At 55.3% G+C, this 24,948-nt stretch carries 22 protein-coding genes and 1 riboswitch; of the genes, 13 read left to right on the plus strand and 9 right to left on the minus strand.

The genetic code is table 11. From position 1 onward, the window contains the following. The first annotated feature begins 31 nt into the window (after positions 1–31). From ACXAIA_RS07230 to ACXAIA_RS07255, 6 genes are all read left to right on the plus strand, one after another. A complete protein-coding gene (locus ACXAIA_RS07230) occupies positions 32–2,998 on the plus strand; it encodes a PAS domain S-box protein (RefSeq protein ID WP_475348748.1) in 2,967 nt (988 codons plus the stop codon). Positions 2,999–3,081: 83 nt separating this feature from the next. Next, a riboswitch (TPP riboswitch) is annotated at positions 3,082–3,193 on the plus strand. Beyond that, positions 3,184–3,966, plus strand: a complete 783-nt coding sequence (locus ACXAIA_RS07235) for an ABC transporter ATP-binding protein (protein ID WP_475348749.1) — start codon at positions 3,184–3,186, stop codon at positions 3,964–3,966. (Overlaps the previous riboswitch by 10 nt.) Beyond that, a complete protein-coding gene (locus ACXAIA_RS07240) occupies positions 3,963–4,775 on the plus strand; it encodes an ABC transporter permease (protein WP_475348750.1) in 813 nt (270 codons plus the stop codon). Before ACXAIA_RS07235 ends, ACXAIA_RS07240 begins: the two co-directional genes overlap by 4 nt. Before the next feature lie 90 nt (positions 4,776–4,865). Then, complete coding sequence (locus ACXAIA_RS07245; protein ID WP_475348751.1) at positions 4,866–5,819, plus strand: ABC transporter substrate-binding protein; 954 nt, start codon at positions 4,866–4,868, stop codon at positions 5,817–5,819. A 197-nt stretch (positions 5,820–6,016) separates the two neighbouring features. After that, a complete protein-coding gene (locus tag ACXAIA_RS07250) occupies positions 6,017–7,069 on the plus strand; it encodes an MBL fold metallo-hydrolase (protein WP_475348752.1) in 1,053 nt (350 codons plus the stop codon). A gap of 91 nt (positions 7,070–7,160) precedes the next feature. After that, positions 7,161–8,012 (plus strand): EamA family transporter, encoded by an 852-nt coding sequence (locus ACXAIA_RS07255; RefSeq protein ID WP_475348753.1) that lies wholly within the window; start codon positions 7,161–7,163, stop codon positions 8,010–8,012. 271 nt (positions 8,013–8,283) lie between these two features. Here the strand turns inward: ACXAIA_RS07255 and ACXAIA_RS07260 are convergent, their stop codons facing one another. Continuing rightward, complete coding sequence (locus tag ACXAIA_RS07260; protein WP_475348754.1) at positions 8,284–9,597, minus strand: NAD(P)/FAD-dependent oxidoreductase; 1,314 nt, start codon at positions 9,595–9,597, stop codon at positions 8,284–8,286. 102 nt (positions 9,598–9,699) lie between these two features. Here ACXAIA_RS07260 and ACXAIA_RS07265 point away from each other — a divergent pair, with 102 nt between their 5' ends. Together ACXAIA_RS07265 and ACXAIA_RS07270 are read left to right on the plus strand one after the other, a co-directional pair. After that, a complete protein-coding gene (locus tag ACXAIA_RS07265; protein ID WP_475348755.1) occupies positions 9,700–10,854 on the plus strand; it encodes a trans-sulfuration enzyme family protein in 1,155 nt (384 codons plus the stop codon). 41 nt (positions 10,855–10,895) lie between these two features. Then, positions 10,896–11,975: a ChaN family lipoprotein gene (locus tag ACXAIA_RS07270; RefSeq protein ID WP_475348756.1), complete on the plus strand. Its 1,080-nt coding sequence runs from the start codon at positions 10,896–10,898 to the stop codon at positions 11,973–11,975. Positions 11,976–12,012: 37 nt separating this feature from the next. Here the strand turns inward: ACXAIA_RS07270 and ACXAIA_RS07275 are convergent, their stop codons facing one another. The 5 genes from ACXAIA_RS07275 to ACXAIA_RS07295 all read right to left on the minus strand — a co-directional run bounded on the left by ACXAIA_RS07275 (position 12,013) and on the right by ACXAIA_RS07295 (position 14,789). Then, the gene (locus ACXAIA_RS07275; RefSeq protein ID WP_475348757.1) at positions 12,013–12,555 is read right to left on the minus strand and encodes a Panacea domain-containing protein; all 543 of its coding nucleotides are present in this window, start codon (positions 12,553–12,555) and stop codon (positions 12,013–12,015) included. Between the two features lie 139 nt (positions 12,556–12,694). Next, positions 12,695–13,141: a hypothetical protein gene (locus ACXAIA_RS07280; RefSeq protein ID WP_475348758.1), complete on the minus strand. Its 447-nt coding sequence runs from the start codon at positions 13,139–13,141 to the stop codon at positions 12,695–12,697. A 131-nt stretch (positions 13,142–13,272) separates the two neighbouring features. After that, positions 13,273–13,800, minus strand: a complete 528-nt coding sequence (locus ACXAIA_RS07285) for an adenine phosphoribosyltransferase (RefSeq protein ID WP_062955328.1) — start codon at positions 13,798–13,800, stop codon at positions 13,273–13,275. 158 nt (positions 13,801–13,958) lie between these two features. Next, positions 13,959–14,192 carry a hypothetical protein gene (locus ACXAIA_RS07290; protein ID WP_475348759.1) on the minus strand — a complete coding sequence of 78 codons (234 nt, stop codon included), beginning with the start codon at positions 14,190–14,192 and terminating at the stop codon, positions 13,959–13,961. A 330-nt stretch (positions 14,193–14,522) separates the two neighbouring features. Then, positions 14,523–14,789 (minus strand): hypothetical protein, encoded by a 267-nt coding sequence (locus ACXAIA_RS07295; protein ID WP_475347230.1) that lies wholly within the window; start codon positions 14,787–14,789, stop codon positions 14,523–14,525. 245 nt (positions 14,790–15,034) lie between these two features. On the opposite strand from ACXAIA_RS07295, the gene ACXAIA_RS07300 reads away from it, so the two are divergent. From ACXAIA_RS07300 to ACXAIA_RS07310, 3 genes are all read left to right on the plus strand, one after another. Then, on the plus strand, positions 15,035–16,747 hold the full coding sequence (locus ACXAIA_RS07300) for a methyl-accepting chemotaxis protein (RefSeq protein WP_475348760.1): 1,713 nt from the start codon (positions 15,035–15,037) through the stop codon (positions 16,745–16,747). A gap of 295 nt (positions 16,748–17,042) precedes the next feature. Then, positions 17,043–17,837, plus strand: a complete 795-nt coding sequence (locus ACXAIA_RS07305) for a motility protein A (RefSeq protein WP_475348761.1) — start codon at positions 17,043–17,045, stop codon at positions 17,835–17,837. Positions 17,838–17,847: 10 nt separating this feature from the next. After that, complete coding sequence (locus ACXAIA_RS07310; protein WP_475348762.1) at positions 17,848–18,540, plus strand: OmpA/MotB family protein; 693 nt, start codon at positions 17,848–17,850, stop codon at positions 18,538–18,540. A 90-nt stretch (positions 18,541–18,630) separates the two neighbouring features. Here the strand turns inward: ACXAIA_RS07310 and ACXAIA_RS07315 are convergent, their stop codons facing one another. The 3 genes from ACXAIA_RS07315 to ACXAIA_RS07325 all read right to left on the minus strand — a co-directional run bounded on the left by ACXAIA_RS07315 (position 18,631) and on the right by ACXAIA_RS07325 (position 21,808). Then, entirely contained in the window at positions 18,631–19,455 is an 825-nt protein-coding gene (locus ACXAIA_RS07315; RefSeq protein ID WP_475348763.1) for an MBL fold metallo-hydrolase, read from the minus strand. A 102-nt stretch (positions 19,456–19,557) separates the two neighbouring features. Further along, positions 19,558–20,283 (minus strand): SAM hydrolase/SAM-dependent halogenase family protein, encoded by a 726-nt coding sequence (locus tag ACXAIA_RS07320; RefSeq protein WP_475348764.1) that lies wholly within the window; start codon positions 20,281–20,283, stop codon positions 19,558–19,560. A 121-nt stretch (positions 20,284–20,404) separates the two neighbouring features. Beyond that, positions 20,405–21,808, minus strand: coding sequence for an SPOR domain-containing protein (locus tag ACXAIA_RS07325; protein WP_475348765.1), 1,404 nt, complete (start codon positions 21,806–21,808; stop codon positions 20,405–20,407). A gap of 317 nt (positions 21,809–22,125) precedes the next feature. Between ACXAIA_RS07325 and ACXAIA_RS07330 the strand changes: the two genes are divergently transcribed. After that, positions 22,126–23,424: an EAL domain-containing protein gene (locus ACXAIA_RS07330; protein WP_475348766.1), complete on the plus strand. Its 1,299-nt coding sequence runs from the start codon at positions 22,126–22,128 to the stop codon at positions 23,422–23,424. 107 nt (positions 23,425–23,531) lie between these two features. Continuing rightward, positions 23,532–24,899 carry a DNA polymerase IV gene (locus ACXAIA_RS07335; RefSeq protein WP_475348767.1) on the plus strand — a complete coding sequence of 456 codons (1,368 nt, stop codon included), beginning with the start codon at positions 23,532–23,534 and terminating at the stop codon, positions 24,897–24,899. Positions 24,900–24,948: the final 49 nt, after the last annotated feature.

A 24,948-nucleotide genomic window follows, 5' to 3' on the forward strand; every position in this document is an offset into this window, starting at 1 on the left:
GGTCCTAACTCATTCAAATGATGGCACGCTGATGAAAAAGCCCCTGCTCCTTGTCAAAATCCTGACACCGATGATCCTGGTCGCGCTGGTCATTGGCATCGGAAGCCTGCAGGTTCTCTACAAGGACATGATCAAAGGGCGCAGTGCGTCGATGCTGAGCCTTGCGGAAACCAATGCCGAGATGATCAACGCCGTTGCAGCCTATGACAACCGCAAAGCACCGGAAAATCACAATGAAGCTGCATTTGCAGCAACCCTGTCGCAGGTGCGGGACGCGTTCAACTCACTTTCAGCACTTCAAGGCACAGAAGAACTTCTGTTCGTTCGACGTGTCGACGATGGAATTGATATTCTTGTTCATCAGGAAACCAGGATCAAAGAGCGCGATCACAGTCGCAAGATTTCCCTGGACGCAGATTATGCCAGACCGATGCTTGCTGGTTTGGCCGGGCAATCCGGTTTGACGTGGGTCATAGATGAACATGGCAATGAGTTGCTTATTGCCTATGCCCCTGTTCCCAAAATGGGTGTAGCCGTCATTGTCGAAGCCCCCCGTGACGAGATGATCGCACCGTTCATAAACACCGCGATCATGTTGATGACCTTGGGGATCGCGGCCATTGCCGTGGCCACCACCTATACCTATTCCCAGATCATGCATGTGATCAACGGCACCCTGCGCGCGCAAGATCAGGCCGTTCAAGCCCGCAAAGAGGCCGAACGCGCCCAAAGGGTTCTTGAACATGCCCTGAAATCTTCCAGCGAAGGTTTTGCCCTGTTTGATGCCGAAGACCGTTTGGTCATCTGTAATGATGTCTATCGTGACATCTATAAAACCCATGCCGATGCCATTAAACCAGGCGCCAGGTTTGAGCATATCCTGCGGGTCGGCCTGTCACGCGGTGCGTTCCCCGATGCCGTTGGTGTCGAGGAAATCTGGCTAGCGGATCGGCTTGAACAACATCGCCAACCGACAAGCCGGGTTGAACAGCAGGTCGGCGATCGCTGGCTTCTGATCTCCGAACAGCGCACCGAAGATGGCGGCATCGTTGGCGTTAGAACCGACATTACCGAGCTTAAGAGCAAAGAACGCGAATTGCGCGTCAGCGAGCGCAGGTTCCGGGACTTCACCCAGACCGCGTCAGACTGGGTTTGGGAAACCGATGCCGATCATCGCGTCAAGGACACCAGCATCCGTGCGGCGGATGTTCCGAACTTCGACATCGATAATGTGCAGGGCAAACGGCGTGACGAATATGCCGCCGAGCCGACCGACACCCCGAAATGGCGCAAACACTATGAGATGCTCGAAGCGCGTCAGCAATTTCGCGATTTCCAGTATCAGGTCCAACTCAATGATCATACGGTGCTGACGATTTCGATCTCGGGCGTTCCTGTCTATGACGAGGTTGGCACCTTCCTTGGCTATCGCGGGACCGGGCGTGACATCACCGCCCTGATTGAAACGCGCGAGCGGTTCCGGGTGGCGTTCGAAAGTGTCACGGTCGGGATTGTCTTTGCCGATGAAACCGGCGTGATCGAGGGCTTCAATCCCGAAGCCGAAAACATCTTTGGCTATAGTGCTGAGGAAGTCATTGGTCAGAACGTCTCGATCCTGATGCCCAATCCCGACAGTTCGCGCCATCACACCTATTTCAAAAATTATCTCAATACCGGGGACGCCCAGATCATTGGCAAGGGTCGCGAGGTCAAAGGCAAGAACAAGAATGGCACGATCTTCCCGATGAACCTTGGCATTGCTGAAATGAATGTGCAGGGCCGGCGCCATTTCATTGCCTCGATCACCGACCTGACCCAAGAACACGCGCTGGAGCATCAACTGCGCCGCTCCCAGAAAATGGAAGCCATCGGGCAATTGACCGGCGGGGTCGCCCATGACTTCAACAATCTTCTGGGTATCATTGTCGGCAACCTCGACCTCGCCCGACGCAAACTTGAAGAAGACTCCCCCATCACGAAGTTCGTCGGCAAGGCCATGACGGCGGCAGAACGCGGAGCCACTCTGACACGGCGCTTGCTGAACTTCTCGCGCCAGGCGCCAGAGGAAAACGAAGCGCTGGTGATTAACGATATTCTTGTCGAACTGCGCGACCTGATTGGCAAATCCATTACATCAAAAATCTCGTTTGATCTGAAACTGTCCGATGACCTTCCGCCGGTGCGGCTCAATGTCGGCGATTTCGAGGACGCGATCATCAATCTTGCCGTCAATGCCCGCGACGCCATGCCCGATGGCGGGCAAGTGACCATCGAAACCCGGGTTTCGCATATTGATGCCGTCACGGTCCCCGCCGTGCAAAAAGTCCCGGAAGGCGATTACGTCGAACTGATCGTCAGTGACGATGGCAAGGGCATGTCAGCCGAGGTCGCCGAACAGATCTTCCAGCCCTTCTTCACCACCAAGGAACGCGGCAAGGGCACCGGCCTTGGCCTTGCCATGGTGTATGGCTTTGTCAAACGATCCGGGGGCTATATCTCGCTTTATTCCGAGGTCGGCATTGGCACCACATTCCGGATTTACCTGCCGCTTGCCGATGACGTTGGCCCGAAGATCCCCTACACCAACTTCGACACCGAAGCCGATCCGGAACGTGGCACCGAAACGGTCCTGATTGTTGATGATGAACAACAGCTGGCCGAAATCGCCGCCTCAGCACTTGGCGAGTATGGTTACCAGACCATCATCGCCCACAGCGGCAAGGAAGGCCTCGCCATCATTGAAGAACGCGATGACATCGATATGGTCTTTACCGATATCGTCATGCCAGGCGGCATGAACGGACTGGAACTGGGCGACAAGGCGCGTGAACTCCGCCCGCATCTGGCTGTGCTGACCTGTTCGGGCTTTACCGCCGGGGTCTTGCATGAACGCGCCGAGGATAAACCGGTCTATCCCCTGATCAGCAAGCCTTACACGAACCGTGAGTTGGCCAATGCTGTGCGCAAGACGCTTGATCAGGTCCATGAAGAAACCTGAGGCTTCCTCATATTTCGTTTTGCCAGTCTGTTGCGATTTGATGTCACAAACCTTGACGGCAGCAAATTGTCTGCGCATAGTCCCGTGATCTCCGGGGGGGCCGATCGTAAATCGGCTGAGAGGTTCGGTGTTGCCGAACGACCCTTTGAACCTGAACCGGTTAAGACCGGCGTAGGAAGGATCGTATGCGCAGCACAGAACACGCGCCCCAGACGGCGCAAAATCCCACGAAATTTGATATCGCCCTTGATGGCGCCAGCGTTGCTTTTAATGGCGCGGACATTTTCCATGACCTTGACCTGACGTTACAGGCGGGCAGCTTTACCTGCCTGCTGGGACCAAGTGGTGTCGGCAAAAGCACGCTTTTGCGGTATTTCGCGGGCCTCGTCGAAGGCGATGTTCGCGGTACCATCACCTGTTCCGACAATCTCCCCCTTACTGGGCGTGTCGCCTATATGGCGCAGCAGGACCTGCTTTTGCCCTGGCGTACCGTGCATGAAAACGTGGTGCTGGGTGCTGTCCTGCGCGGTGAAAAACCAAAACATGACAAAGCCTCACATTTGTTAAATGAGGTCGGGTTGGCTGATGCCGCCCATCTGCGCCCCGCAGAACTTTCTGGCGGCATGAAACAGCGTGCCGCCCTTGCCAGAACGCTGATGGAAGACCGCCCGGTGGTTCTGATGGACGAACCGTTTTCCGCCCTTGATCCGCTCAACCGTTTGCGTCTGCAGGAACTGGCGGCACGGGTGCTGCGCGGCAAAACGGTTTTGTTGGTAACCCACGATCCGCTGGAGGCCCTGCGATTGGGCTACCGGGTTCATGTGCTGTCTGGCAGCCCGGCGCGGCTACAGGATGCCATCACGCCCAAGGGCCAAAGCCCGCGCAACATCGCCGACCCAGAAATTCTGGCCCAGCAGGCCGAACTTCTGGAGCAACTGGGCGCCGATCAGTCGGAGGGCGCGGCATGACCAACCCAATCAATCCTCACACCAAATCAAAACCGCTGTCAGAACGGCGCTGGCTCAAACTTGCAAGGCCGCTGATCATCATTGTCGCCTTGATTGCCACCTGGCAGATGCTGGTCATTGTCACGGGGGCGCCGAAATACATGCTGCCAACGCCCTCTGACGTCTGGGCGACATTGATCGCACGCCATGATGTCTTGTTCGATCACGCGCAATACACCATTGCCGAAACCGTCATTGGTCTGTTTGCCGGTGCCGCCCTTGGCACCTTGGCCGCCATTCCGATGGCGCTGTTTTCGCCGGTGCGTTTCTGGTTGATGCCGATCCTGCTTGTTTCGCAAGCCATTCCGTTCTTTGCCCTGGCCCCGCTTCTGGTGCTGTGGCTTGGCTTTGGTCTGGCATCCAAGATCGCCATGGCCGCCCTGATCATTTTCTTCCCGGTTACGGTGGCCTTCTTTGATGGCTTGTCACGGACTGAAACCGGCTGGCTTGATCTGGCGCGCACCATGGGGGCCAGCCGCTGGCGGCTCTTGACCCATATTCGCCTGCCCGCCGCCCTGCCCGCCTTTGCATCGGGCTTTCGGGTGGCCACCGCCGTCGCCCCGATTGGGGCGGTGATTGGCGAATGGGTCGGGTCCAGTCACGGTCTGGGTTATCTGATGTTGCATGCCAATGCCCGGGTTCAGATCGATATGGTTTTCGCCTGTCTTCTGATCCTGTGTGCGTTTTCAATCACGCAATATTTCATTGTCGATCGCGTGCTGCGCGCCGCCCTGCCATGGCAGCCCGACAGTTTGAAACCGGCACAATAAACCGAATATCGCTGCCTGATGGGCGGTGAAAACAATCCTCATACAATTAACGCCCAGCGCATAAAGGCGCATAAATACGGAGGTTCTTCCATGCCACGCCTTAAATCCATACTTACCGCAGCCAGTCTTGGAGCTGCTGTTCTGGGAACATCGAGCACCGCTTTTGCTGCGGACAAGCTGACCATTCTTCTTGATTGGTTTGTAAACCCCGATCACGCGCCGCTGATCGTTGCCAAGGAAAAGGGGTTCTTTGCCAACCATGATCTCGATGTCGAGCTGATCGAACCGTCCGATCCGTCCGCCCCGCCGCGCCTTGTCGCCGCTGGTCAGGGTGACGTAGCGGTGAACTATCAGCCACAGCTTCATGTTCAGGCCGCCGAAGGTCTGCCGCTAACCCGGATCGGCACACTTGTGGCCACCCCGCTTAACAGCCTGATTGTGCTTGAAGACGGCCCGATCAAGGAGATCGCCGACCTTAAGGGCAAGAAAATCGGTTATTCCCTGGCCGGGTTTGAAGATGCACTTCTTGGCACCATGCTGGCCAATCACGGCGTCTCGATTGACGATGTCGAGTTGATCAATGTGAACTTCTCGCTTTCACCTTCGCTTTATTCCGGTCAGGTCGATGCGATCATTGGCGGCTATCGCAATTTCGAGCTCAACCAGATGGAGATCGAAGGCAAGCCGGGCAAGGCATTCTTTGTCGAGGAAGAAGGCGTTCCGCCCTATGACGAGCTGATCCTCACAGTCCGTAATGATCAGACCGATGATCCACGCTATGCCCGCATGCTCGCCGCCCTTGAAGAAGGTGTGCAGTACCTGATCAACCATCCAGATGACAGCTGGCAGGCCTTTATTTCCGCCTATCCGAACCTTGATGACGAACTCAACATCGAGGCCTGGGCCGATACCCTGCCGCGCTTTGCCCTGCGCCCGGCCGCCCTTGATAAGGCCCGCTATGCCCGCTTTGCCGATTACATGGTCAAACAGGGCCTGATCGAAGAAACCCCGGCGCTTGAAAGCTATGTCGCCGTCATCGAATGATCAATTGATCGCATAACCAACAAGTCCCCCCTGCTTTCGCGGTTTGCGTCCCAGCACCCGCGAAAGCACCCCGAAAGGCCGGAACGTGTGCCCCGCATTCCGGCCTTTCCCTTGCGCCGGTGAGATTGACCGTTACCTTATAATGGGTCGTAAAACCCATCAGGGCGGTTACGCCACCATCGGAGCAGGACATAAAAGTGCAGCAACAAACCAAACCCGACCATCACACCGATACCGGTTTTGAAAACCGCCATCCCCTGCCCGATACGGTCAAACGGTCCTTCTGGCACTTTTTGCGGCGGCGCTATTTTGGCGATGACAACTGGCCCAAGGCCAAACATCAAATCGGCAAGATCCCGACCGAAGCCCCCGATCATGCGGCCATACACAATCCCGACCCGACCCGCCTGCAGGTCACATGGGTTGGTCATGCCACGGTGCTGGTGCAATATGGCGGGCTGAATATCCTGACCGATCCGGTGTTTTCCGAGCGCGCATCGCCGTTCAAGCGCCTTGGTCCGAAACGCTATACCCAGCCGGGCCTTGCCATTGATCAGCTGCCCAAGCTTGATCTGGTGTTGCTGTCGCATAATCACTATGACCATTTCGATCTTGATAGCCTGACGCAGCTTGGCAACACGCCGCTTTATGCCCTGCCGCTTAAGAACGGTGCGCTTCTGGAAAAGGCGGGCATCAATACTGATCGTTATGTCGAGCTCGACTGGGATGAAAGCCATCATCACGGGGACCTCGTAATCACCCATGTCCCGTCCAACCATTGGTCAAGCCGCACCACGAAGGACCGCAAGGAAATGCTGTGGGGTGGGTATGTCCTTGAGTTCGCTGACGGCTACCGGTTCTATTTTGTCGGGGATACCGGCTGGAACGAGGCGCTGTTTACCGAAATGGGTGCCATACATGGTGGGATTGATTTTGGCCTGATCCCTATCGGGGCCTATGACCCGCGCGACTTCATGCGCAATGCCCACTGCAATCCCGAAGAAGCCATTCAGATCATGCAGAAAATGGGAGTCAAACAGGCGCTTGCCATTCATTGGGGGACCTTTGTCCTGACCGCCGAACCGGTTGATGAACCACCCACTCGACTGGCCACCGCACGCAAGGATGCCGGAATTGCGGAGGATGATTTCATCGCCCCGCCGATTGGTGCAACCCGGTTCTTTGCGGGTAAACCCAAACCCGCATCGACAACCCGCGAAAAGGTCGAGCCTACGGCGTCTGCGACATAGCAGCCCACTCAAGTTCGGTTTGGTGGTTTTTCAAACTGCGTGCTAAGCATCAATGATTGCGTCACAAAACCGTAACATTGATTGCCCCGCCATGAGTTTGACTGTCTTTCTTGCCGTAATGGGTGCTGCTCTGATGCATGCCGTGTGGAATGCATTGGTCAAGGGTGGCTCGGACAAACTGATGAACATGACGGCAATCGTGCTGGGCCATACACCGATTGTTTTGCTTCTGCTGCCGTTTGTCGACCTTCCGGCCCCGGAAAGCTGGCCCTATCTGATCGGATCCATCGGGCTTCATATTGGTTATCAGCTGTTTCTGATTTTGGCTTACCGGCTTGGTGATCTGAGCCAGGTTTATCCAATTGCACGTGGGTCTTCGCCACTGATCGTCGCCGGGGTTTCGGTGATGATCATGGGGGTTACCCTGCATGTCAGCGAGTGGCTGGCGATTGTCGTGATCGGGGTTGGCATCATCAGCATGTGCATCACCCGTCAGGCTGATGGCCTGCGCAACCGCAATGCTGCCCTTGCCGCCATTATCACCGGGTGCTTTATCAGCAGCTATTCACTGGTGGATGGCACCGGTGCACGACTGGCCGGAACGGCACTTGGCTATTACAGCTATCAGACGATTGGAAACGTTGTGATCTTTGCCGTAATCGTGACCGTCATGCGCCCACGCATGTTGGCCGATATTGCAAGATCGGGCAAAAAGGTCTTTGTGATGGGCGGAACCGCGTCCTTTGCCGCCTATGCCACCGTGATGTGGGCCTTTACGCAGGCGCCAATCCCGCTTGTGGTTGCGCTTCGCGAAACCGGTATTGTCTTTGCCCTTTTGATCGGCGTGTTCTTCATGGGGGAAAAGCTTAATCTTGTGAAGCTGTCCTCGACCATGATGACACTGGGCGGGGCGATTATCCTGCGGCTGGCCCGCAGCCTGTAACCCCCTGCACGACCAAAACATCCACACCCGTCACAGCATATTAGAAGACCGGCAACACCAGATGGCATTGCCGGTCCGTCCGGTTCATCTGTTTGGGCGACAGATCAGCCGGCCCGATGCCATAACTGCAACCCTCATGAAGCCGTCACAACACAAAAGTTACGTTATAACATTCCAATTTGTCGCGTGAGCGCACGGTAAAGTCAAGTCCGCAAGTATGAAACCTGCGGACTTGCTAAGGCGAACAAATACGTTCTCGCAAACCGCCGGATCAAACCCGCGTGCGCGGCACACGGCGGGTACCGTCTTCGAACCGGCCAAGCTCCATGCCCTTGATCGAGATCGATGGCTGTCCGGTGGTGATCCAGTCGGCCAGCACCTTGCCAACCACAGGCCCCATGGCAAAGCCGTGGCCCGAGAAGCCCGATGCGACAAAGAAGTGTTCCGGGTTGTCGAACTGATCGATTACCGGCACCGCATCCGGGGTGACATCGATATCCCCCGCCCATGTATCGGCGATACCGACCTTCTTGATTTGCGGCAGGATCTTTTGCAGGTTACGCATCGCGTTTTTAACGCGCACGTCATAGGGTTCCGCCTGATTCGTGCGTCGCCCGATCATTGGCTGTTTTGCGGCATCCGATCCCGGCATGCGATCCACCAGATCGTCAAAGAACCGCTTGTTCATGTGGAACTTAAAGGTCGCCCAGTTATCAAACAGGCCCGGCATGAAATCACGCGCGAACTTAAGGCGCCCCATGGTCACATCAATGTCGGTCATGAATTCATCGGCAATGTTCATCGAGCCATCAGCGCGCTGACGAAACGCCAAACCAGCAGCCAAAGTCCCCGCAGCCGAAATGTCGGGCACTGGCGTTGTGCGAATGACCGTGCCACGTGTGGTTTGCTGCGGCATGCGTCGTCCGAACTTTGCCACGAATTTATGTGTCGCCGCCCCGGCAGCACAAATGACGTATTTGCATTTGATTTCGCCCTGCTCGGACACGACTGAACTGATCGCACCGCCTTCGGTTTCGATCGACAATGCGCCGCAGCCCTCGGCAATCACGGCCCCCATTTCACTTGCGCGTTTGGCAATCGCTGGTGCTGCCTTTTTCGGTTCGGCCTGCCCATCGGACGGTGTAAAGATCCCGCCAACGCCCGGCGTCGTGATGCCCGGGACCATTTTTGTGACACCCTTGGGGTCAAGGACCTGGGTTTCGATGCCAAAATGTTTGGTGTCGTCAATCCAGGCTTCAAACTCCGACATTTCCTTGTCATCACGGGCAACGAACAGATTGCCACCCTGGCGCCATTCCAGATCGGCATCGAGTTCCTTTTCAAGGCCTTGCCAGATCTTGTTGCCTTCCATCATCAGCGGCAATTCAATCGGGTCGCGCCCCTGCTGGCGTACAAAACCCCAAGCCCGGCCGGACTGATGTGATGCAATCGTGTCCTTTTCCAGAAGCACGACTTTCATGCCGGCTTTCGTCAGGTAATAGGCACAAGATGACCCGTGAATGCCGCCGCCGATAACAACAACGTCGCATTCCTTGGGCAGGGTGATTTTTGGATATTCTGTCATGTGGGGACCTAAAGATTGGATGTGGTGGCAATTCAGTTTGGTGTGTGGCGGGAACCACGTTATGTTGCGCGCCAACAAATCTCAACCAAATCAGGTGCCACCATGTCTGATAATGCAAAAAAACAGTCCCCCGCCACCGTGAGCGCACAGGCGCTTGGCTGGGTCGATGAAGCGACCAAATCCGTTACACCACCGCTTTATCCGTCAACCACGTTCGAACGCAACACCGATCTCAGCTACCATGACGGGCGCTGCTATACCCGTGCCGACAACCCGACATATGATCAGGCGTGCGCGGTTCTGAACGAGCTTGAAGGTGGTTCTGAAACCCGCCTGTTTGCATCTGGCATGGCAGCCGCCGTTGCGGTATTGCATGCGCTCAACCCGGGGGATCATGTTGTCGCCCCCAAGGTGATGTATTGGGCACTGCGCAGCTTCATGCTTGATAGTGGTGTACGTGCAGGTATCAGCTTTGATTTTGTCGATAACGCCGATATCGCAGACTGGGACAAGCACATTGTTGCCGGCAAGACCAAGCTGGTCTGGCTTGAAACCCCGGCCAACCCAGATTGGCAGATTACCGATATCGCCGCCGTTGCCAAGCTGGCCAAGGCGGCAGGCGCGGTTGTCGCCGTTGATAATACCGTTGCCACCCCGCTTCTGACCTGCCCGATTGAATTTGGTGCCGATATCGTTATGCATTCGGCCACCAAGTACCTGAATGGTCACAGTGACGTTCTGGCGGGATCGCTGACCACCGCAGCAAATAGCGAGTTCTGGCAGCGTGTCTGCAAACAGCATGCATCCGGTGGTGCGGTTCTGGGTGTGTTTGAAACCTGGCTTCTACTGCGCGGCATGCGTACCCTTTCGGTTCGTGTCGAACGCGCCAGTGCGAACGCCATGGCAATCGCCAAACATTTCGAAAACCACCCGGAAATCGAACAGGTCCAGTATCCAGGTCTTGAAAGCCATGTCGGTCATGACATCGCCAAAAAGCAGATGCAGGGTGGCTTTGGCGGCATGCTGTCGCTTCGGGTCAAGGGCAGTGAAAAGCGCGCGGTTGAATTCCACAACCAGTGCAAGCTTTTCAAACGCGCGACGTCACTTGGCGGGGTTGAAAGCCTGATCGAACATCGATCCTCTGTCGAAGGCCCGACCAGCCCCGTTCCGGGGGACCTTTTGCGCCTGTCTGTCGGGATCGAAGATTGTGATGATCTTGTTAACGATCTGGAAACAGCTTTGCACATAAGCAAGTGAGCATATACTGCATTTTTCTTTGATCCGGAACGCCATCGCCCATGCAACCACCGATTCCATCGCACAATTCAAACAGATCATTGGCACGTGCTCTGACCCGTGGTGTTTCTGCGGTTGTGCTGGCATCGGCCGTTCTTTTGCCTGTGACACCAAGTACCCCGGCAGCAGCGCAGGATAGTAACGGTTCGAAGGGCAATCTCACGGATGTCAATGCCCTGCCCCCCGCACCGGGTTTGATTTTCGATGTGAAAGCCGGCGAATACATCATGTTTGATGTGCTGGTCGAACGCCTGTCGGATCGCAAATATGTTCTGATTGGCGAAAAGCATGACAACCCGATCCACCATCATCATCAGGCCCAGCTTGTCGATGCGCTGAGCAAGGCCGATGACCAGGAACGCGCGATTGTTTGGGAAATGTTTACCCGCGATCAGCAGGTCGCCCTTGATGACAATTGGCAGGAACTCCCGATTTCCGAACTTGGCCCGGCCTTGGCGTGGGAAGATCGAGGCTGGCCGTCCTGGCATGACTACGCCCCGATCGCGCAGGCCGCACGCGACAACGGTCTGATGATGGTGGCCGGCAATCTGCCAGATGATCTGCTGAAACCCATGATCAGCGAGGGCAATGATGCCCTGCCCGATGATCTGGCAGCCAAGCTTGACCTGCCCGACATTCCGACCGAAATGCTGGATCGGTTTAATGTCGAAATCGCCGAGGGCCACTGCAACATGTTGCCTGAAAGCATGCTGGGCAGTTTTTCTGCTGTTCAGTTTGCCCGTGATGCATCGCTTGCCCGTGCGATGACGGATGCAGCCCAGATTGACGGCATCGATGGTGCGTTCCTGATCGCCGGTGCCATGCATGTCCGCCACAGCATTGCAGCCCCTTGGCACATCAAACGTTTTGAGCCGGGTCTTGAAATGCGTGATATGGCTGTCGTCAGCCTGATCGAGGCTGATGATCCCGGCCCTGACGCGTCACTGGTCGAAGATTACGCCATGCGGTTTGGCGCCCCCGACGATATCGATTTCATGTGGTTTACCAACGATATCGCGCGCGGCGATCCCTGTCAGAACCTTGGCGGCATGGGCAAGGAAGATCAGCAAAACCAGCCCTAAGCCCGCCGATCACGGGCCTTTACCAACAGAATTTTGATTACTTGATCTTGCGCGGCAACCAGTCGGTGGTTGCGACCGGCTTGCCCTTGTGCGAGCGCATGACGCGTGGGCGCACGACTTCCTTGGCTTCGGGCGTGGTCGCAGTCTTGCGGACCGAGGCATAGAATTCAACCAGCTCATCATACGGGATGATCGTCCCGATCCCTTCCTTATAGGCCTTGGTGTAGGGCGGATGGTTGCGCACGGTCATGCTGAGATGTTCGACCGTGTGATGGCCAAATTGCGACCAGATGCTTTCAAGGAAATGTACCGTTTTCGGATCCACCGATTTCAGTCGCACATCGGGCCGGGATTCTTCCATGACGGCATAAAGGTTCGGTTCCACCGGCCCGAATTCCTCGGCAACAAAGATGGCGGGCATCAACATGTTGCCGTGATAATTCGCCCCGTAATAGGCCTGTGCGAGATACAACAAACGATGCAGTTTTTGCGGCTGCAGGTATTCGTTGTCATTGAGTGCCAGGTCAATGAACCTGAATGCGGCGTCAAATACCGTATTGAGAACCGGCTTGTTCTTCATGCTGGGCCCGCTGGTCTTGGGAAACAATTACGCGTTCCCAAGGATCATAAAGTCTATGGCAGACGCCAACAAGCATCACCAATCAGGTTTTTCGAATTTAGGGAAGGAAAGAGAAGCAATCGTCTGCCGTCTGGCAAAGCTAGACAGTTGCATCCAGATGCGTACCGCGCACGCCGACACCATGGGTCACGGCATTCACCACCTGATAAAACGAGGTGCCGCTATTGGCCGACAGGTCAAACGGGATCGACGGATCAAGCAGGCTTGCGAAATCAACGTCACTTTCCATCTCGACCGCGCCTTCCTTGTCGCTGGCACGGCGTGCGGCGGACAGGTTGCGCTGTTCGGTGCGCTGGTCTTTCTGTTCGCCGGAATTACCCTGCCCGGACTGGCGTTTGTCTTTGCCATCGACAAAGGCATTAAACAGAATGCCGTCGTCATCCGGGTCATAGGTATAGTGCTGAGAAGGTGCTTCAACCTGACTGTCACGGTTGACCGTCGACACACCGCGCGCACCAGCCGACGCAAGCCGGCCATAGTGGCCTGCTTGTGAAACTGTCTGTGCGTTTTGGACCGGTGCGACCATCTTCCTCTGCCTTGGTGAGTCAAGTGCGGTTGAACAAAGCTAATGCAACCTATGCATTCTACATGAATATATAGGCATATGGCAGCAAAATCGCAATTCCTGCCGCGCGGCGCAACGAACGACGTGGGTGCTTAGTCGCCTTCGAATTCAACAAGATGGAATTCTTCGACACCGCGATCACGGATTTTTTGTGCGCCGCCAAGGTCGGGCAGATCGATGATAAAGGCGCAGCCAGCGACCTCTGCCCCGATTTTCTCCACCAGATCAATCGCAGCCAATGCCGTACCGCCGGTTGCAATCAGATCATCCATGATCAGAACGCGGCTGCCGGGTTTGACGGCATCCTTGTGGATTTCGATCACGTCCGAGCCGTATTCCAACTCATATTCCACACCGACTGTTTCAGCCGGAAGCTTGCCCTGCTTACGGATGGTGACAAAACCCACGCCAAGGGCAACGGCAACCGCCGGGCCGATGACAAAGCCACGGGCTTCGATACCCGCGATCATGTCGATCTTCTTGTCCTGGAATTCGGCGGCGAAACTGTCGATCACTTCGCTCAGACCATAGGGGTCTTCAAACAGCGTCGTGATATCCCGAAACATGATACCCTTTTTCGGGTAATCGGGAATGGTACGGATCAACGACTTGATCGACATGGAATACTCCGGCCAGATATCAGGAAATGTTACGGCGCAGGTCAAAAGCCATGAATATCATGGCCAGATCACATACGGCGACACTTGATGCCTGAATCAGAGCGGATTGGCAAGGTACATGATGCTATGTCCCCTGCCACTTGGTTCACACACTGCGATCAGGCAGCGTGTGATGAAACGGTGCGATGCGGAGTGTGGGTCGACGGGCTGCTTGCCGCGACAAAGTCATTGGCCAGCTTCTTGCTGATTTCTGCACGGGTCCCGCGCGGCAGTCCGGTCTGGGCCGCCTGACGGTTACCCCAGACTGCCCGGTAAAGGCGGTAGTCATGATCATTGATCTGACCGAATACTTTTTCGACTTCCATCAGAGTCTGGACGTAACTCTTTTTCATGTCAGCCATCCTGTTGCTCGTTGGGGTTTCAGCGGGTCTTACCGCCGAAATGCTGCGCATCGTTTTTGATGATGCGTCGTTCACAGCAGCCATATAGTCCGAACTTCATGGCCTCTCAACTGCAGCACGGTGACAAGATCGGGAAGAATTTGTGACAAAGCGCCCTATTCTTGCAAAACCGCAAAACCCGGATACCACGCCACTAGAAGATTTTTGCCAGTTTGCCCCATAATCCAGACCCAAGATGCAGATATGAAAACGACCCGCCTTCGCGATGAAGACAGGCCGCCATAAAATCAAATCGATATGCAAACAGCGCGTTGAAAAACCTTAGTTCAGTTTCTTCGCGGCCTCGGCCTGTTTGGCTTCTTCGTCGATCTGCTTTTGCAGCGCATCGCCATACTCGCCGTAAATCCGCCCTTCGAGAGACAGCTCAAGAAAGCGGATATAGTCGTTCTGGTCCGTGATTTTGGCGCGCGCCACTTCGATCACGTCAAACGGGCTTGCAGCATCAAGATCATATTTGCGGATCAGCCCCAGCATTTCTGCGGTGATCTGATCGAGTTTCTTGCGGGTGTCGCTATAGGACAGCGTCATCAGACAATCCTGTAAATCGCTTGGGTTTTCTGGCCTGCTTATGCCTGTTTGACGCACAACTGGCAAGCCCCGGCACGATGAAACCCCCTCCACGCGCGTTGCGAACTATACAAATTCAATTTGCACAACTTGAGGCATATCAAAGCACTTTTTGCGCGAACATGCATGGTGCAAAAGCCCATGAATTGGATCGTAAAAGTCTGTTTCATCGGGTTTCTTGAAGTCGTCGCCACCGGGGAATAACCATGCGCATCCTGTCTGCTTTCAACGCCATGAGCATCCGCAAACGCTTTATGTGGGCGTCCGCATTTGGCGTCTCGGCCACTGTGATCATTGCGCTTTTGATGATGACGGTCGTCGAAGAAAAGGCCATGGATGAAAAGCTCCATCAGCTTAGCGAAAACGAACTGACATCGTTGCACGCGCTGATCGTCAATGTCATGGCAGCCCGCCCTGATGATATCGATGACATCGGCATCCAGGTGTTCAACAACTGGTTTGACAGCCGCAATGGTGACTATCCGGGCGAGCTGTGGTCCGCATGGGGGCCGACAACCATGGCCTATATGGAAGAATTTGGCGACAAACCGCTTAAAACCCCACGCGACGAAATTGATGCTGAGGCGATCGAAACCGGTCAGATGATCGGGCGCTATACCGATAACGGTACCTATCGTCTGTCCATGCCGATTGTTCTGGGGGAAACCAAGGGGGCGGATCGCGAAGTCTGCTTTAGCTGCCATGGCGCGATGGAAGCCGATACCGGTGACGTGATCGCGGTTCTGTCGTCCAGCCTTTCGGTCGCCCCGGAACAGGCAAAAACCAACCGCATTCTGATCGGCATTGTTCTGGGCGGCCTGGCGATTGCCATTGCCACCATTATTGGCATGCGTGTGCTGCTGTCACGGATCGTCACCGGCCCGCTGTCTGATCTTGGCAATGACATGAACGCGCTTGCGGATGGTAACACCAACTTTGAAATCAACGCCCTGTCGCGCCAGGATGAAATTGGCGAGATGGCCAAATCTGTTGATGTCTTCCGCACCAATGCGATTGCCAAAAAACAGATGGAAGCCGAACAGGAAATTGAATCCAAACGCCGAGAAGAACGCATGCAAAGTCTCGAGCGCCACATTGGCAGCTTCGAAGGTGTGATCGCCCAGATCGTCGGTGCGGTGTCTACATCTGCCGACCGCATGCAGACCACGGCACGTGGCCTTGTTGATTCTGCGGACCGTGCTAGCAAAAGCGCAACCACCGTTGCCGCCGCGTCCGAGGAAGCCACCGTCAATGTCCGGACTGTGGCAGACGCGGCAGATCACTTGTCTGAATCCATTTCCCAGATTGGCGCACAGGCGCAGAAATCCACCCAGATTGCCGCCGAAGCATCCCGTGAAGCCGCCCAGTCTTCTGACACGGTTCAGGGCCTGTCCGAGGTTGCCAACCGCATTGGCGAGATTGTCGAACTGATCAGCGATATTGCCGGTCAGACCAACCTTCTAGCGCTTAACGCCACCATCGAGGCGGCCCGTGCGGGCGAAGCTGGCAAAGGCTTTGCCGTTGTCGCGGCAGAGGTCAAAAACCTTGCCAACCAGACAGCGCGTGCCACCAACGAAATCGCCGAACAAATCACCGCCATTCAGGAAGAAACCGGCAAGACCGTAACCTCGATTGGGGATATTTCGGACGTGATCAGCCGCATCACCGAAATGGTCAACACCATCTCGGCAGCCGTCGGCGAACAGTCCGATGCCACCGGCGAAATTGCACAGAACGTTGAACAGGCCGCCATCGGCACACAGGAAGTCAGCAGCAACATTGAACGGGTCAGCAACACGGTCGGTGATACCGATCAGGCGGCCCACCTTGTGCTTGATGTTGCCGAAGAGCTCGGAACGCTTTCAAACGACTTGCGCGCGCAGGTCGATCAGTTCCTTGCCGACATTCGCAGCAGCTAACCAAAAGAACATTACCCAAGACAATCGGTCATCCGGCGGCAAGACAGTGGTTTTGCCGCCGGTCTTGTATTTGCCCGCCCTCAGACAAAGATAAAACATCTGAAAACAGAAGCCCTGGGCGCTTCGCGACACCCCGAACAACCAAACGTAAAATCCACCCCTAATTGATAAAATTAACTTCCAAGCAACGTTTTACGTGCCTATTCTTACGTAAAAAATAATACGCGCTTTTCTAATATCTGGTGATTTTGCTGCACGTAGCGCGATCGCGACGGCCCGGGGGATTGTGGGGACAATGTCGTTTACGACGATTTTAGGCATTATGGTCGGCCTTGGCCTGTTTATCGGGTCGATCTTTATTTCGACCGATAACTATCTGGTATTCCTAAGCCTTTCGAGTGCGCTGATGGTGGTTGGCGGCACGTTGGCGGCAACCTTTATTGCCTATGAGGCGCGCTATGTGTTGCTTGCACTCAAACTGATCTTCAAGATTTTTCGCGCCCCGCAAATGGGCCGCGGGCAACTGACCGGTGAAGTCGGGCGTGTCGTGAAATGGGGTTATCTGCTGCAAAAAAAGGGCATCAACGCCCTCGAACAAGAAGCAGAGCGGGTCGGAAAAGACGAACCCTTTCTCGGCTGGGCAATGGAAGTCATCATTACCGGCTATGACGGTGAAGAAACCGCCGAAATGCTCCATAACGCCATCGACAATGCGTTCAATCGCAATCTGGTGCCGGTTGCCATCCTCAAAAGCATGGCGGCCGCCGCCCCGGCCTTTGGTATGATCGGCACACTGGTCGGGCTTGTCATCATGCTTGATAAAATGGCCGATGACCCGACATCGCTTGGTGCTGGCCTTGCCATTGCCCTGATCACCACGCTTTACGGGATTGTTGCGGCGCGCTTCTTCTTCCTGCCAGCTGCCAGCAAAATTCAGCAGCGCGAAGAAATCATGCGGTTTCGCAACTACCTGATTGCCGAAGGTTTGATCATGCTGGCCGACCGCAAAGGCCCGCGCGCCATTCAGGACAGGATGAATTCGTTCCTCGATCCGGCCATTCATTTCAATATCGACAAGTCGTCGAAATAAGGAAACCGCCATGGCCCGCCGCAAAAGACGCTTGCAGCGCACCGAAGATGAACCGCTGAACGAGGACTGGCTCGCCACCTATGCCGATGCCATCACCCTTCTGATGGCCTTTTTCGTCATGCTGGTCAGCTTTTCCAAAGTTGAAATCCCGATGTTTGAAAAGGTGCAGGCCGGTATCGCCGAACAAATCGGCAAGCGTGAAGTTGTCCGCCCGACACAGGTGCTGGAAACCGATCTGCGCGACGTTGTGTTCAACATGGCGATGGACAGTGCGGTCAATGTGTCGACCGATGATGAAGGCATCCTGATGGAAATGGGCAGCGGCGCCTTCTTCCAGCCCGGATCAGCAAATCTGACCAACGATGCCGTCCTGTTTCTCAAGGATGTTGGCGATCTGCTTAAGGAACCGCGCTATCTTGGTTTTCAGGTGGAAGTCGCAGGCCATACCGATGACAGCCCGATCAATTCATCGCGTTTCCCAACGAACTGGGATTTGGCGGCCGGACGGGCGATTGCGGTTGTGCGGTTCTTCGGCGCGTTGGGTGTCGATCCTGACAGCAAGCGCATGCGCGCCATTTCGTATGGCGAAACCAAGCCGAAATTGCCCAACCGCGATGATTTCGGGGACCCTATTCCTGAAAACCGCGAAGCCAACCGTCGCATCGAAATCCGCGTTTTCCCGAAATATTCCCGGGTCTTTTAATGGGGCCGTAAACGCGTAATCTGTTTAACATGATCTGAAAATGACAAAGGGGCCCAAAGGCCCCTTTTTGATGTGCAGATGTCGCTCTGATCACTCGATATGCAATACCATCTCATCCCGGGCGGCAAAGGCGCCTGACCAGGTGGCGCGTGCCTTTTGCTCAATGACGGTCATTGCCGTGTCATCATGGTCCGGATCGTGATGGAACAGGGCCAGTTGCTTGGCATTGGCAGCGCGGCACAGTCGAATGCCCTCCTGCCAGGTTGAATGCCCCCACCCAACCTTTTGCGGGAATTCCTCGTCGGTGTAGGTGCTGTCATAGATCACCAGATCGGCATTCTCGATGAAATCGAGAATGGTCTGATCGGGTTTTTCCGGATCATGTTCAGTGTCACTCACGTAACACACGGCATTTCCTTCGAACTCGACCCGAAATGCCGTCGCCCCGTTGGGGTGGCGCAACGGGGCTGTCTTGATCACGATACCGTCGGCCGGATGGAGTTCATCACCAACATTGAAATCCTCGAATGTCAGCGTCGATTGCATGGCCGAAAGCGGCACGGGGAAGGTCGGGTCGGCCATCTGGGCGGAAAACACACGTTCCACACCGCCCTGATGGGTCAGATGCCCGGCCATGACGCGAAAAGAGGCCTTCGGGTTATAGGCCGGCACAAAGAACGGAAAGCCGTTGATGTGGTCCCAATGCGTATGGGTCAGGAAGATGTTGACATGAGTCACCTGACGGCGGATCAGATCCTTGCCCAAGTTGCGGATCCCCGTCCCGGCATCAAAAATCAGCACCTCGTCACCGACGCGCATTTCAATGCAGCTGGTATTGCCGCCGTAAACCACATGATCTGGTGACGGGCAGGCAATACTGCCCCGTACGCCCCAGAATTTAACCTCAATCGCCATTCACCAAATCCTGTCCAAGGATTGACCGGTTATCACCGAGTGCAACTATCACACGATACCATCATACAATCACGAACCCATTGTTGATTGCACCTAACATATTCACTTCACGTCAACAGTGCTTCCGATCACAGCACCCGTCACTTCATCTGCCCGCCCGCAATTAACCGCAACCTCACAAAGTCCGATCGAATTGCGGTAATGAAATCCCGTACCCGTCGGCACATCGGAAAATGTGCGTACTCCTGACACAACATGTTCATTGATCGCGACTTTTTCATCCTCGGACCGCGCCAAAAGCCCCGTCATCAGGTTTCCATAGGGATCGATATAGATCACCTCAGCCAATTCATCCGGCCAGTCTTGTGCTGCGCCAAACCGGTCACCCGGCGCAATATCGTGCGATGCATAGGCCTGATCATTTGCCACCCGTGCCGCCACCGGGCCAAACACATCGCGACCATGAAAACTGGCCGAGGCATCAGATGGCATCCAGTCAATCACCCTGATCGTTACCTCTTGTGCGCGGCGGATTACAATTTCGAACAGACCATTATCAGGCCCGACATAGGAAACACCGTCAGCCTCGACAACAAGCCCGTGACGCGAGCTGCCCACCCCCGGATCAACGACCGCCAGGACCACATCGCCTTTTTGAAATTCGCGACTTAAGGCCGCCAAAAGATAACTTGCCGCCTTTGGATTTCGGTCAGGCGCATCACGCATCAGATCACAGATCGGCACGTCTGGCGCATGGCGCATCACGACGGACCGCATCGTCCCGCTATAGGGACCGTTCACACCAAAATCGCTAAAGACAAAGATCATGGCACCTGCCGGCAAGTCGTTTGAAAATGTGTCTTATGAAGACAACAACGCCGGTGGCAACGTTTTGATCCCACCGGCGCTGTCGTTACGCATTCAATATATGATCGAAGGCCGCGAACTACTACTTCACCTCGCAGAACTGACCCCGTCGTTTCAGGTCCGCACACAGCGAACTTGCCGCGCTATTGCTCAGCCCCGTGGCCATCAAACGATAATACGTCCCCTTGCCCGGGATATTGGCGCGCGTCACACCATGCTGCAGGGAGGCAAGCTGACTATAACGCCCTTTGAGGATTTGCCAGCCGCGCTCTGCCTGCGCTTCGTTGCGATAGGACGCCAAATGCACGGATTTCGATCCGGTCGCGACTGGTGCGGCCTCAGCCATTTCCTCGGCCGGTTGGACGGGGCGGCTTTCACCTGTGGCAACCCGGCGAACCGGTTCCCCGGAATTAAGGGTCATGGCTGTGCCTTGCGCCGGCTCGACGATGGCCGCTTCGATTGCATCACGCTCGCGCTTGAATTCGTCTGGCGTGACCAGTTTCATCTGTTGTAGATCTTCGATGCGCGCAATCTGGCGCGCTGCATCCATAAGTCCCTGCGGTGCTGGCGGCGGGGTTGCACGCTGGCGCGGCTGGGCCGGCAGCAATGCATCAAGAATGGATGTGCGTTCTGCAACATGTTCCTGCACCGTGATCGCACCGATCTGAAGCGCCCGGTTCAGCTGATTAAGACGCTGTTCGACCTGTGCGCCTTCGGGCGGCGGATTGTTCAGGAATGCCGATGGTGACGGCTGACTCATTGGCAACAACGCACCAAGGTTGGCTGAACGCCGGGCAGAATATTCTTCGGGCGTGACAAGGCCGGTCGCCTGAAGGTTACGCAAAATGGCAAACCGTTTGGCAATGGCTTCATCGCCTGCAGACAATGCGGCCCCCGCCGGAATATCCATGGCTTTGACAGGACCGCTGGTCATGCCCGAGGTCGGGCTGCTCGTCGGCGCATTCGACACCCGTCCGGCGGCAACTGCTGCGGCACCATTTCCAAGGCCTGACGGCCCGCTGATGATCTGATCATTGATGCTAAGCGATCCCGGAAGACCGCGTTCAAGACGCGACAGGTTGAATTCCGCCGCATCACGCAACGGGCGCGGCTGGGTACCAGACGCCGAAGACATCAAAACCGTACCGGGCGGGTTCATGGCAATCAGCGTTTCATAACCATCATGCGCGCGATCGGGTCGGTTGGTGTTTTGATAAAGGACGGACCGCCACAACATTGCGTGACCATCCTGGGGATTTTTGCGAAGCGCCTCATCGAACAGCTTTTCGGCCGATGCATAATCACCGCTGGCCAACTGCTGCAGCCCCAGCGCGGTGTAGTTGTCATCGGCAAAGGACGTTGCTTCGTCCCAGAAATCCTGATCCAGCAGCGGCGCACAGGCCGACACCCATGAAACCATACCGATCACAGCAATGCCCTTGCCGATCTTCAGCCAGTTCCCGGTCCGCTTTGCGGATACCTGCATGGCGCCAATCCCCTATTCCTTAAAACCCGTTATCGGAAACCATGCTGTATTGCCCTGTGATATGCCAGCAAAACCATACATGGACTTCCCCCATACAGCCTTGATTTTGCACCCTGCTTGCCAACAATTCGTTAAAGCAATTTCACGCGACACTTGTCCTGCCATATGTATAGTTTCTATAAATAGAATAGTGTTAGGGTCATGGCCCAAGCCATTAACCAGACCTTCAGAACATTATGATTTGCTTGAACTTCGGTCTTCGGTGTATTCAACCAACCTATAACGAGTAAAAACATCTTCTCTTTCAGGGGCTTCGCGTGATTGAACCGCAGCAATATGGCCAACAGGCCCTTCAGGAATACCTGTTGCTGGATTATGTGCAACGACTGGAAACCCGCAAATACGGGCACCGGGCGGTACATATTCACCTGTCACGCATGAAGCCGTTCCATCGCCGCGATTATCATATCCGCGTTGCGACCAATACCTTTGAAAGTTATGTCAAACTCTATGTCGGCCGTATCTTTGTTCTGACCAACAATGACCTGATCTTTGTCTGGAAAGACAAATCGATCGCCGATGTCGAACCGGCTGTCGATACGCTGCGCTATCTGTTCCGTGATGATCCGCTGTCACAGGATGAAAGCGAAGAAACCGGCTTCTGCACCTGGTATAACCTTAATACCGAATTTCAGGAATTCCTGCTGCTCTGTCAGCATCTGGATGAACGCGCCAAAAAACTGCAGAAAAGCAGCAATATGCGCACCGCCATCCAGCGCGAAAAAGACGATCATACCCTTGGTCCGATCACCGCCGAAAACCTGGCTGAACTTGAAGAAACCATTCATACGGCGGATCTGTCCGAACATATCCGCCAGCAGCCGGTTTGCGTGTTTGCCCATGGCGGGTCCAAGGAGCTACACCCGGTCTTTGACGAGTTCTTTGTCTCGATTACCGATCTGCGCAATGCGCTGATGCCAAATATCGATCTGGCGTCAAACCGCTGGCTGTTCCAGCACATGACAGAGACGCTCGACAAACGCATGCTGAACTATCTGTGCAAACGGACATTCAAGACGCATGCAAGTTCGTTCTCGATCAACCTCAACCTTGGCACCCTGACCTCCAAGGATTTTGACAAGTTTGATGAAACCGTGCGCCGCAGCTGGAAGGGCAACGTGATCATCGAGCTTAATCAGGTTGACCTTTTCTCGAACCTTGAGACTTATCTCAGCGTACGTGACGACTTCCATGAACGCGGCTATCGCATTCTGGTCGACAACCTGACGGTCGAAGCCCTGTCCTTTGTTGATCGCAAACGCCTGAAAGCCGACTTCATCAAGGTCGCCTGGCGCGAAGAGATGACCGATAACGTCATCCGCAAGAAATATTCCGAGATGGACAATCTTGTGAAAAACTCAGGCCGTGAGCGCGTCATCCTGTGTCGTTGCGACTCACCGACCGCGATCAAGTTCGGCCAGTCGCTGGGCATTACCCTGTTCCAGGGGCGCTATATCGATAACATGATCGCCCGTCAGCGCCGCGCCAAGCGGGACGCGAAAAAGCCTGTCAAACCGGCACCAAAGAAACCAACGCCTGACAAGCCGACCCGTTAGACTGCCCGGGACACGCCCCTGACAAATTTGTCAGGAACCAGAATGTGCAGCAGCTTTGCTGCATTTCACCCCTTGGCAAAACCGGAACAAAAGCAGTACACATAAGCATGTTGTATGCGCTGTGCCCGGACTGCCATCACAAATGGCGACTGCACCTTGATCGCCCGCTCCCCAAAAGCGGCAGCGGATCATATGTGCCCTGCCCGGTTTGCGCCTGCAAGCGCGCGATCGCCCACCCGGAACTCCCCGATCTTGCCATTGGCCATCTTGATTGCGATGCATTTTATGCCTCCATCGAGAAGCGCGACCGACCGGACCTGATTGATCAGCCAGTGATTATCGGCGGCGGTCATCGCGGTGTCGTCGCGACCTGCTGTTATATTGCGCGCAAATACGGCGTGCGATCTGCCATGCCGGCCTTCAAGGCACGCGAACTGTGCCCGGATGCGGTATTTTTGAAATCCGACATGAAAAAATATCAGCGCGAAGGTTATCGTATTCGCGACATGATGCGCGCCTTAACACCCGATATCGAACCACTATCGATTGACGAGGCCTTCATGGACTTGTCCAACGCGTTTGAGACCCATGGCAAATCAGCAGCTGAATGCCTGATCGACCTGCAGGCGACAATCAAACGCGAAGTCGGCATTACGGTCTCTATCGGGCTTTCCTATAACAAGTTCCTCGCCAAGATATCCTCGGACCTTAACAAGCCGTTCGGCTTTTCCATGATCGGCCGCGCTGAGGCCGTTGATTTCCTCGCCGACAAGCCGGTGCGCATGATGTGGGGCGTGGGTCCTGCCATGGAACGCAAACTGCACGCAGATGGCATCACAACCATCGGCCAGCTTCAGGAAATGGATATCCATGCCCTGCAAGGGCGATATGGCAGCATCGGCAAGCGGTTCTTTTACTTTTCGCGCGGCGAAGACAATCGCCGGGTCGAACAAAGTACGGAACGCAAAAGCCTGTCTTCGGAAACCACCTTTAACGAAGATATCGCAAGCCTGTCCGAACTCACCGAAATCGCCACCCGCCTGACATCGCGGGTCGCAAGCGATCTGGCGCGCAAGGAAATCGCCGGCCATACTGTGGTCCTGAAGCTGAAATCATCGGATTTCAAAATCCGCACCCGCAACATGCGCCTGACCTATCCGACCTTGCGCGAGGAGGCGATTCTCGACGCCGCACTGACCCTTCTTAAAAAGGAAGTCGATGGCACGCGCTATCGGTTGCTGGGTGTCGGGGTGGCCGATCTTTACGCTGCCGATCTGGCGGACCCGGTTGATCTTTTTGCCGGTGACGGTGCCCCCAAAGACGATGGTGCGATTTCCACGACTTCAGACAATCCTGAAAATCCCCGCCAAATCATCGACTTGCCCCGGCCAACGGCCGAACAGCTCCGTGAAAGCCTGACCCGGCGCTATCGGCAGCATAAAGGCAAACCGAAACAACGACGATTTCCCTTCTAGGCGTTCCCTGCCGCAAGAGCGTCATTAGAGCGCGATATTCCGTTGCATT

It is taken from the genome of Thalassospira sp. ABL2_045, assembly GCF_056161285.1.

Coding starts and splice junctions, on each gene's coding strand:
- ACXAIA_RS07230 (WP_475348748.1), top strand. CDS start 32: ATGAAAAAGCCCCTGCTCCTTGTCAAAATCCTGACACCGATGATCCTG.
- ACXAIA_RS07235 (WP_475348749.1), top strand. CDS start 3,184: ATGCGCAGCACAGAACACGCGCCCCAGACGGCGCAAAATCCCACGAAA.
- ACXAIA_RS07240 (WP_475348750.1), top strand. CDS start 3,963: ATGACCAACCCAATCAATCCTCACACCAAATCAAAACCGCTGTCAGAA.
- ACXAIA_RS07245 (WP_475348751.1), top strand. CDS start 4,866: ATGCCACGCCTTAAATCCATACTTACCGCAGCCAGTCTTGGAGCTGCT.
- ACXAIA_RS07255 (WP_475348753.1), top strand. CDS start 7,161: ATGAGTTTGACTGTCTTTCTTGCCGTAATGGGTGCTGCTCTGATGCAT.
- ACXAIA_RS07260 (WP_475348754.1), bottom strand. CDS start 9,597: ATGACAGAATATCCAAAAATCACCCTGCCCAAGGAATGCGACGTTGTT.
- ACXAIA_RS07265 (WP_475348755.1), top strand. CDS start 9,700: ATGTCTGATAATGCAAAAAAACAGTCCCCCGCCACCGTGAGCGCACAG.
- ACXAIA_RS07270 (WP_475348756.1), top strand. CDS start 10,896: ATGCAACCACCGATTCCATCGCACAATTCAAACAGATCATTGGCACGT.
- ACXAIA_RS07275 (WP_475348757.1), bottom strand. CDS start 12,555: ATGAAGAACAAGCCGGTTCTCAATACGGTATTTGACGCCGCATTCAGG.
- ACXAIA_RS07280 (WP_475348758.1), bottom strand. CDS start 13,141: ATGGTCGCACCGGTCCAAAACGCACAGACAGTTTCACAAGCAGGCCAC.
- ACXAIA_RS07285 (WP_062955328.1), bottom strand. CDS start 13,800: ATGTCGATCAAGTCGTTGATCCGTACCATTCCCGATTACCCGAAAAAG.
- ACXAIA_RS07290 (WP_475348759.1), bottom strand. CDS start 14,192: ATGAAAAAGAGTTACGTCCAGACTCTGATGGAAGTCGAAAAAGTATTC.
- ACXAIA_RS07295 (WP_475347230.1), bottom strand. CDS start 14,789: ATGACGCTGTCCTATAGCGACACCCGCAAGAAACTCGATCAGATCACC.
- ACXAIA_RS07300 (WP_475348760.1), top strand. CDS start 15,035: ATGCGCATCCTGTCTGCTTTCAACGCCATGAGCATCCGCAAACGCTTT.
- ACXAIA_RS07305 (WP_475348761.1), top strand. CDS start 17,043: ATGTCGTTTACGACGATTTTAGGCATTATGGTCGGCCTTGGCCTGTTT.
- ACXAIA_RS07310 (WP_475348762.1), top strand. CDS start 17,848: ATGGCCCGCCGCAAAAGACGCTTGCAGCGCACCGAAGATGAACCGCTG.
- ACXAIA_RS07315 (WP_475348763.1), bottom strand. CDS start 19,455: ATGGCGATTGAGGTTAAATTCTGGGGCGTACGGGGCAGTATTGCCTGC.
- ACXAIA_RS07320 (WP_475348764.1), bottom strand. CDS start 20,283: ATGATCTTTGTCTTTAGCGATTTTGGTGTGAACGGTCCCTATAGCGGG.
- ACXAIA_RS07325 (WP_475348765.1), bottom strand. CDS start 21,808: ATGCAGGTATCCGCAAAGCGGACCGGGAACTGGCTGAAGATCGGCAAG.
- ACXAIA_RS07335 (WP_475348767.1), top strand. CDS start 23,532: ATGTTGTATGCGCTGTGCCCGGACTGCCATCACAAATGGCGACTGCAC.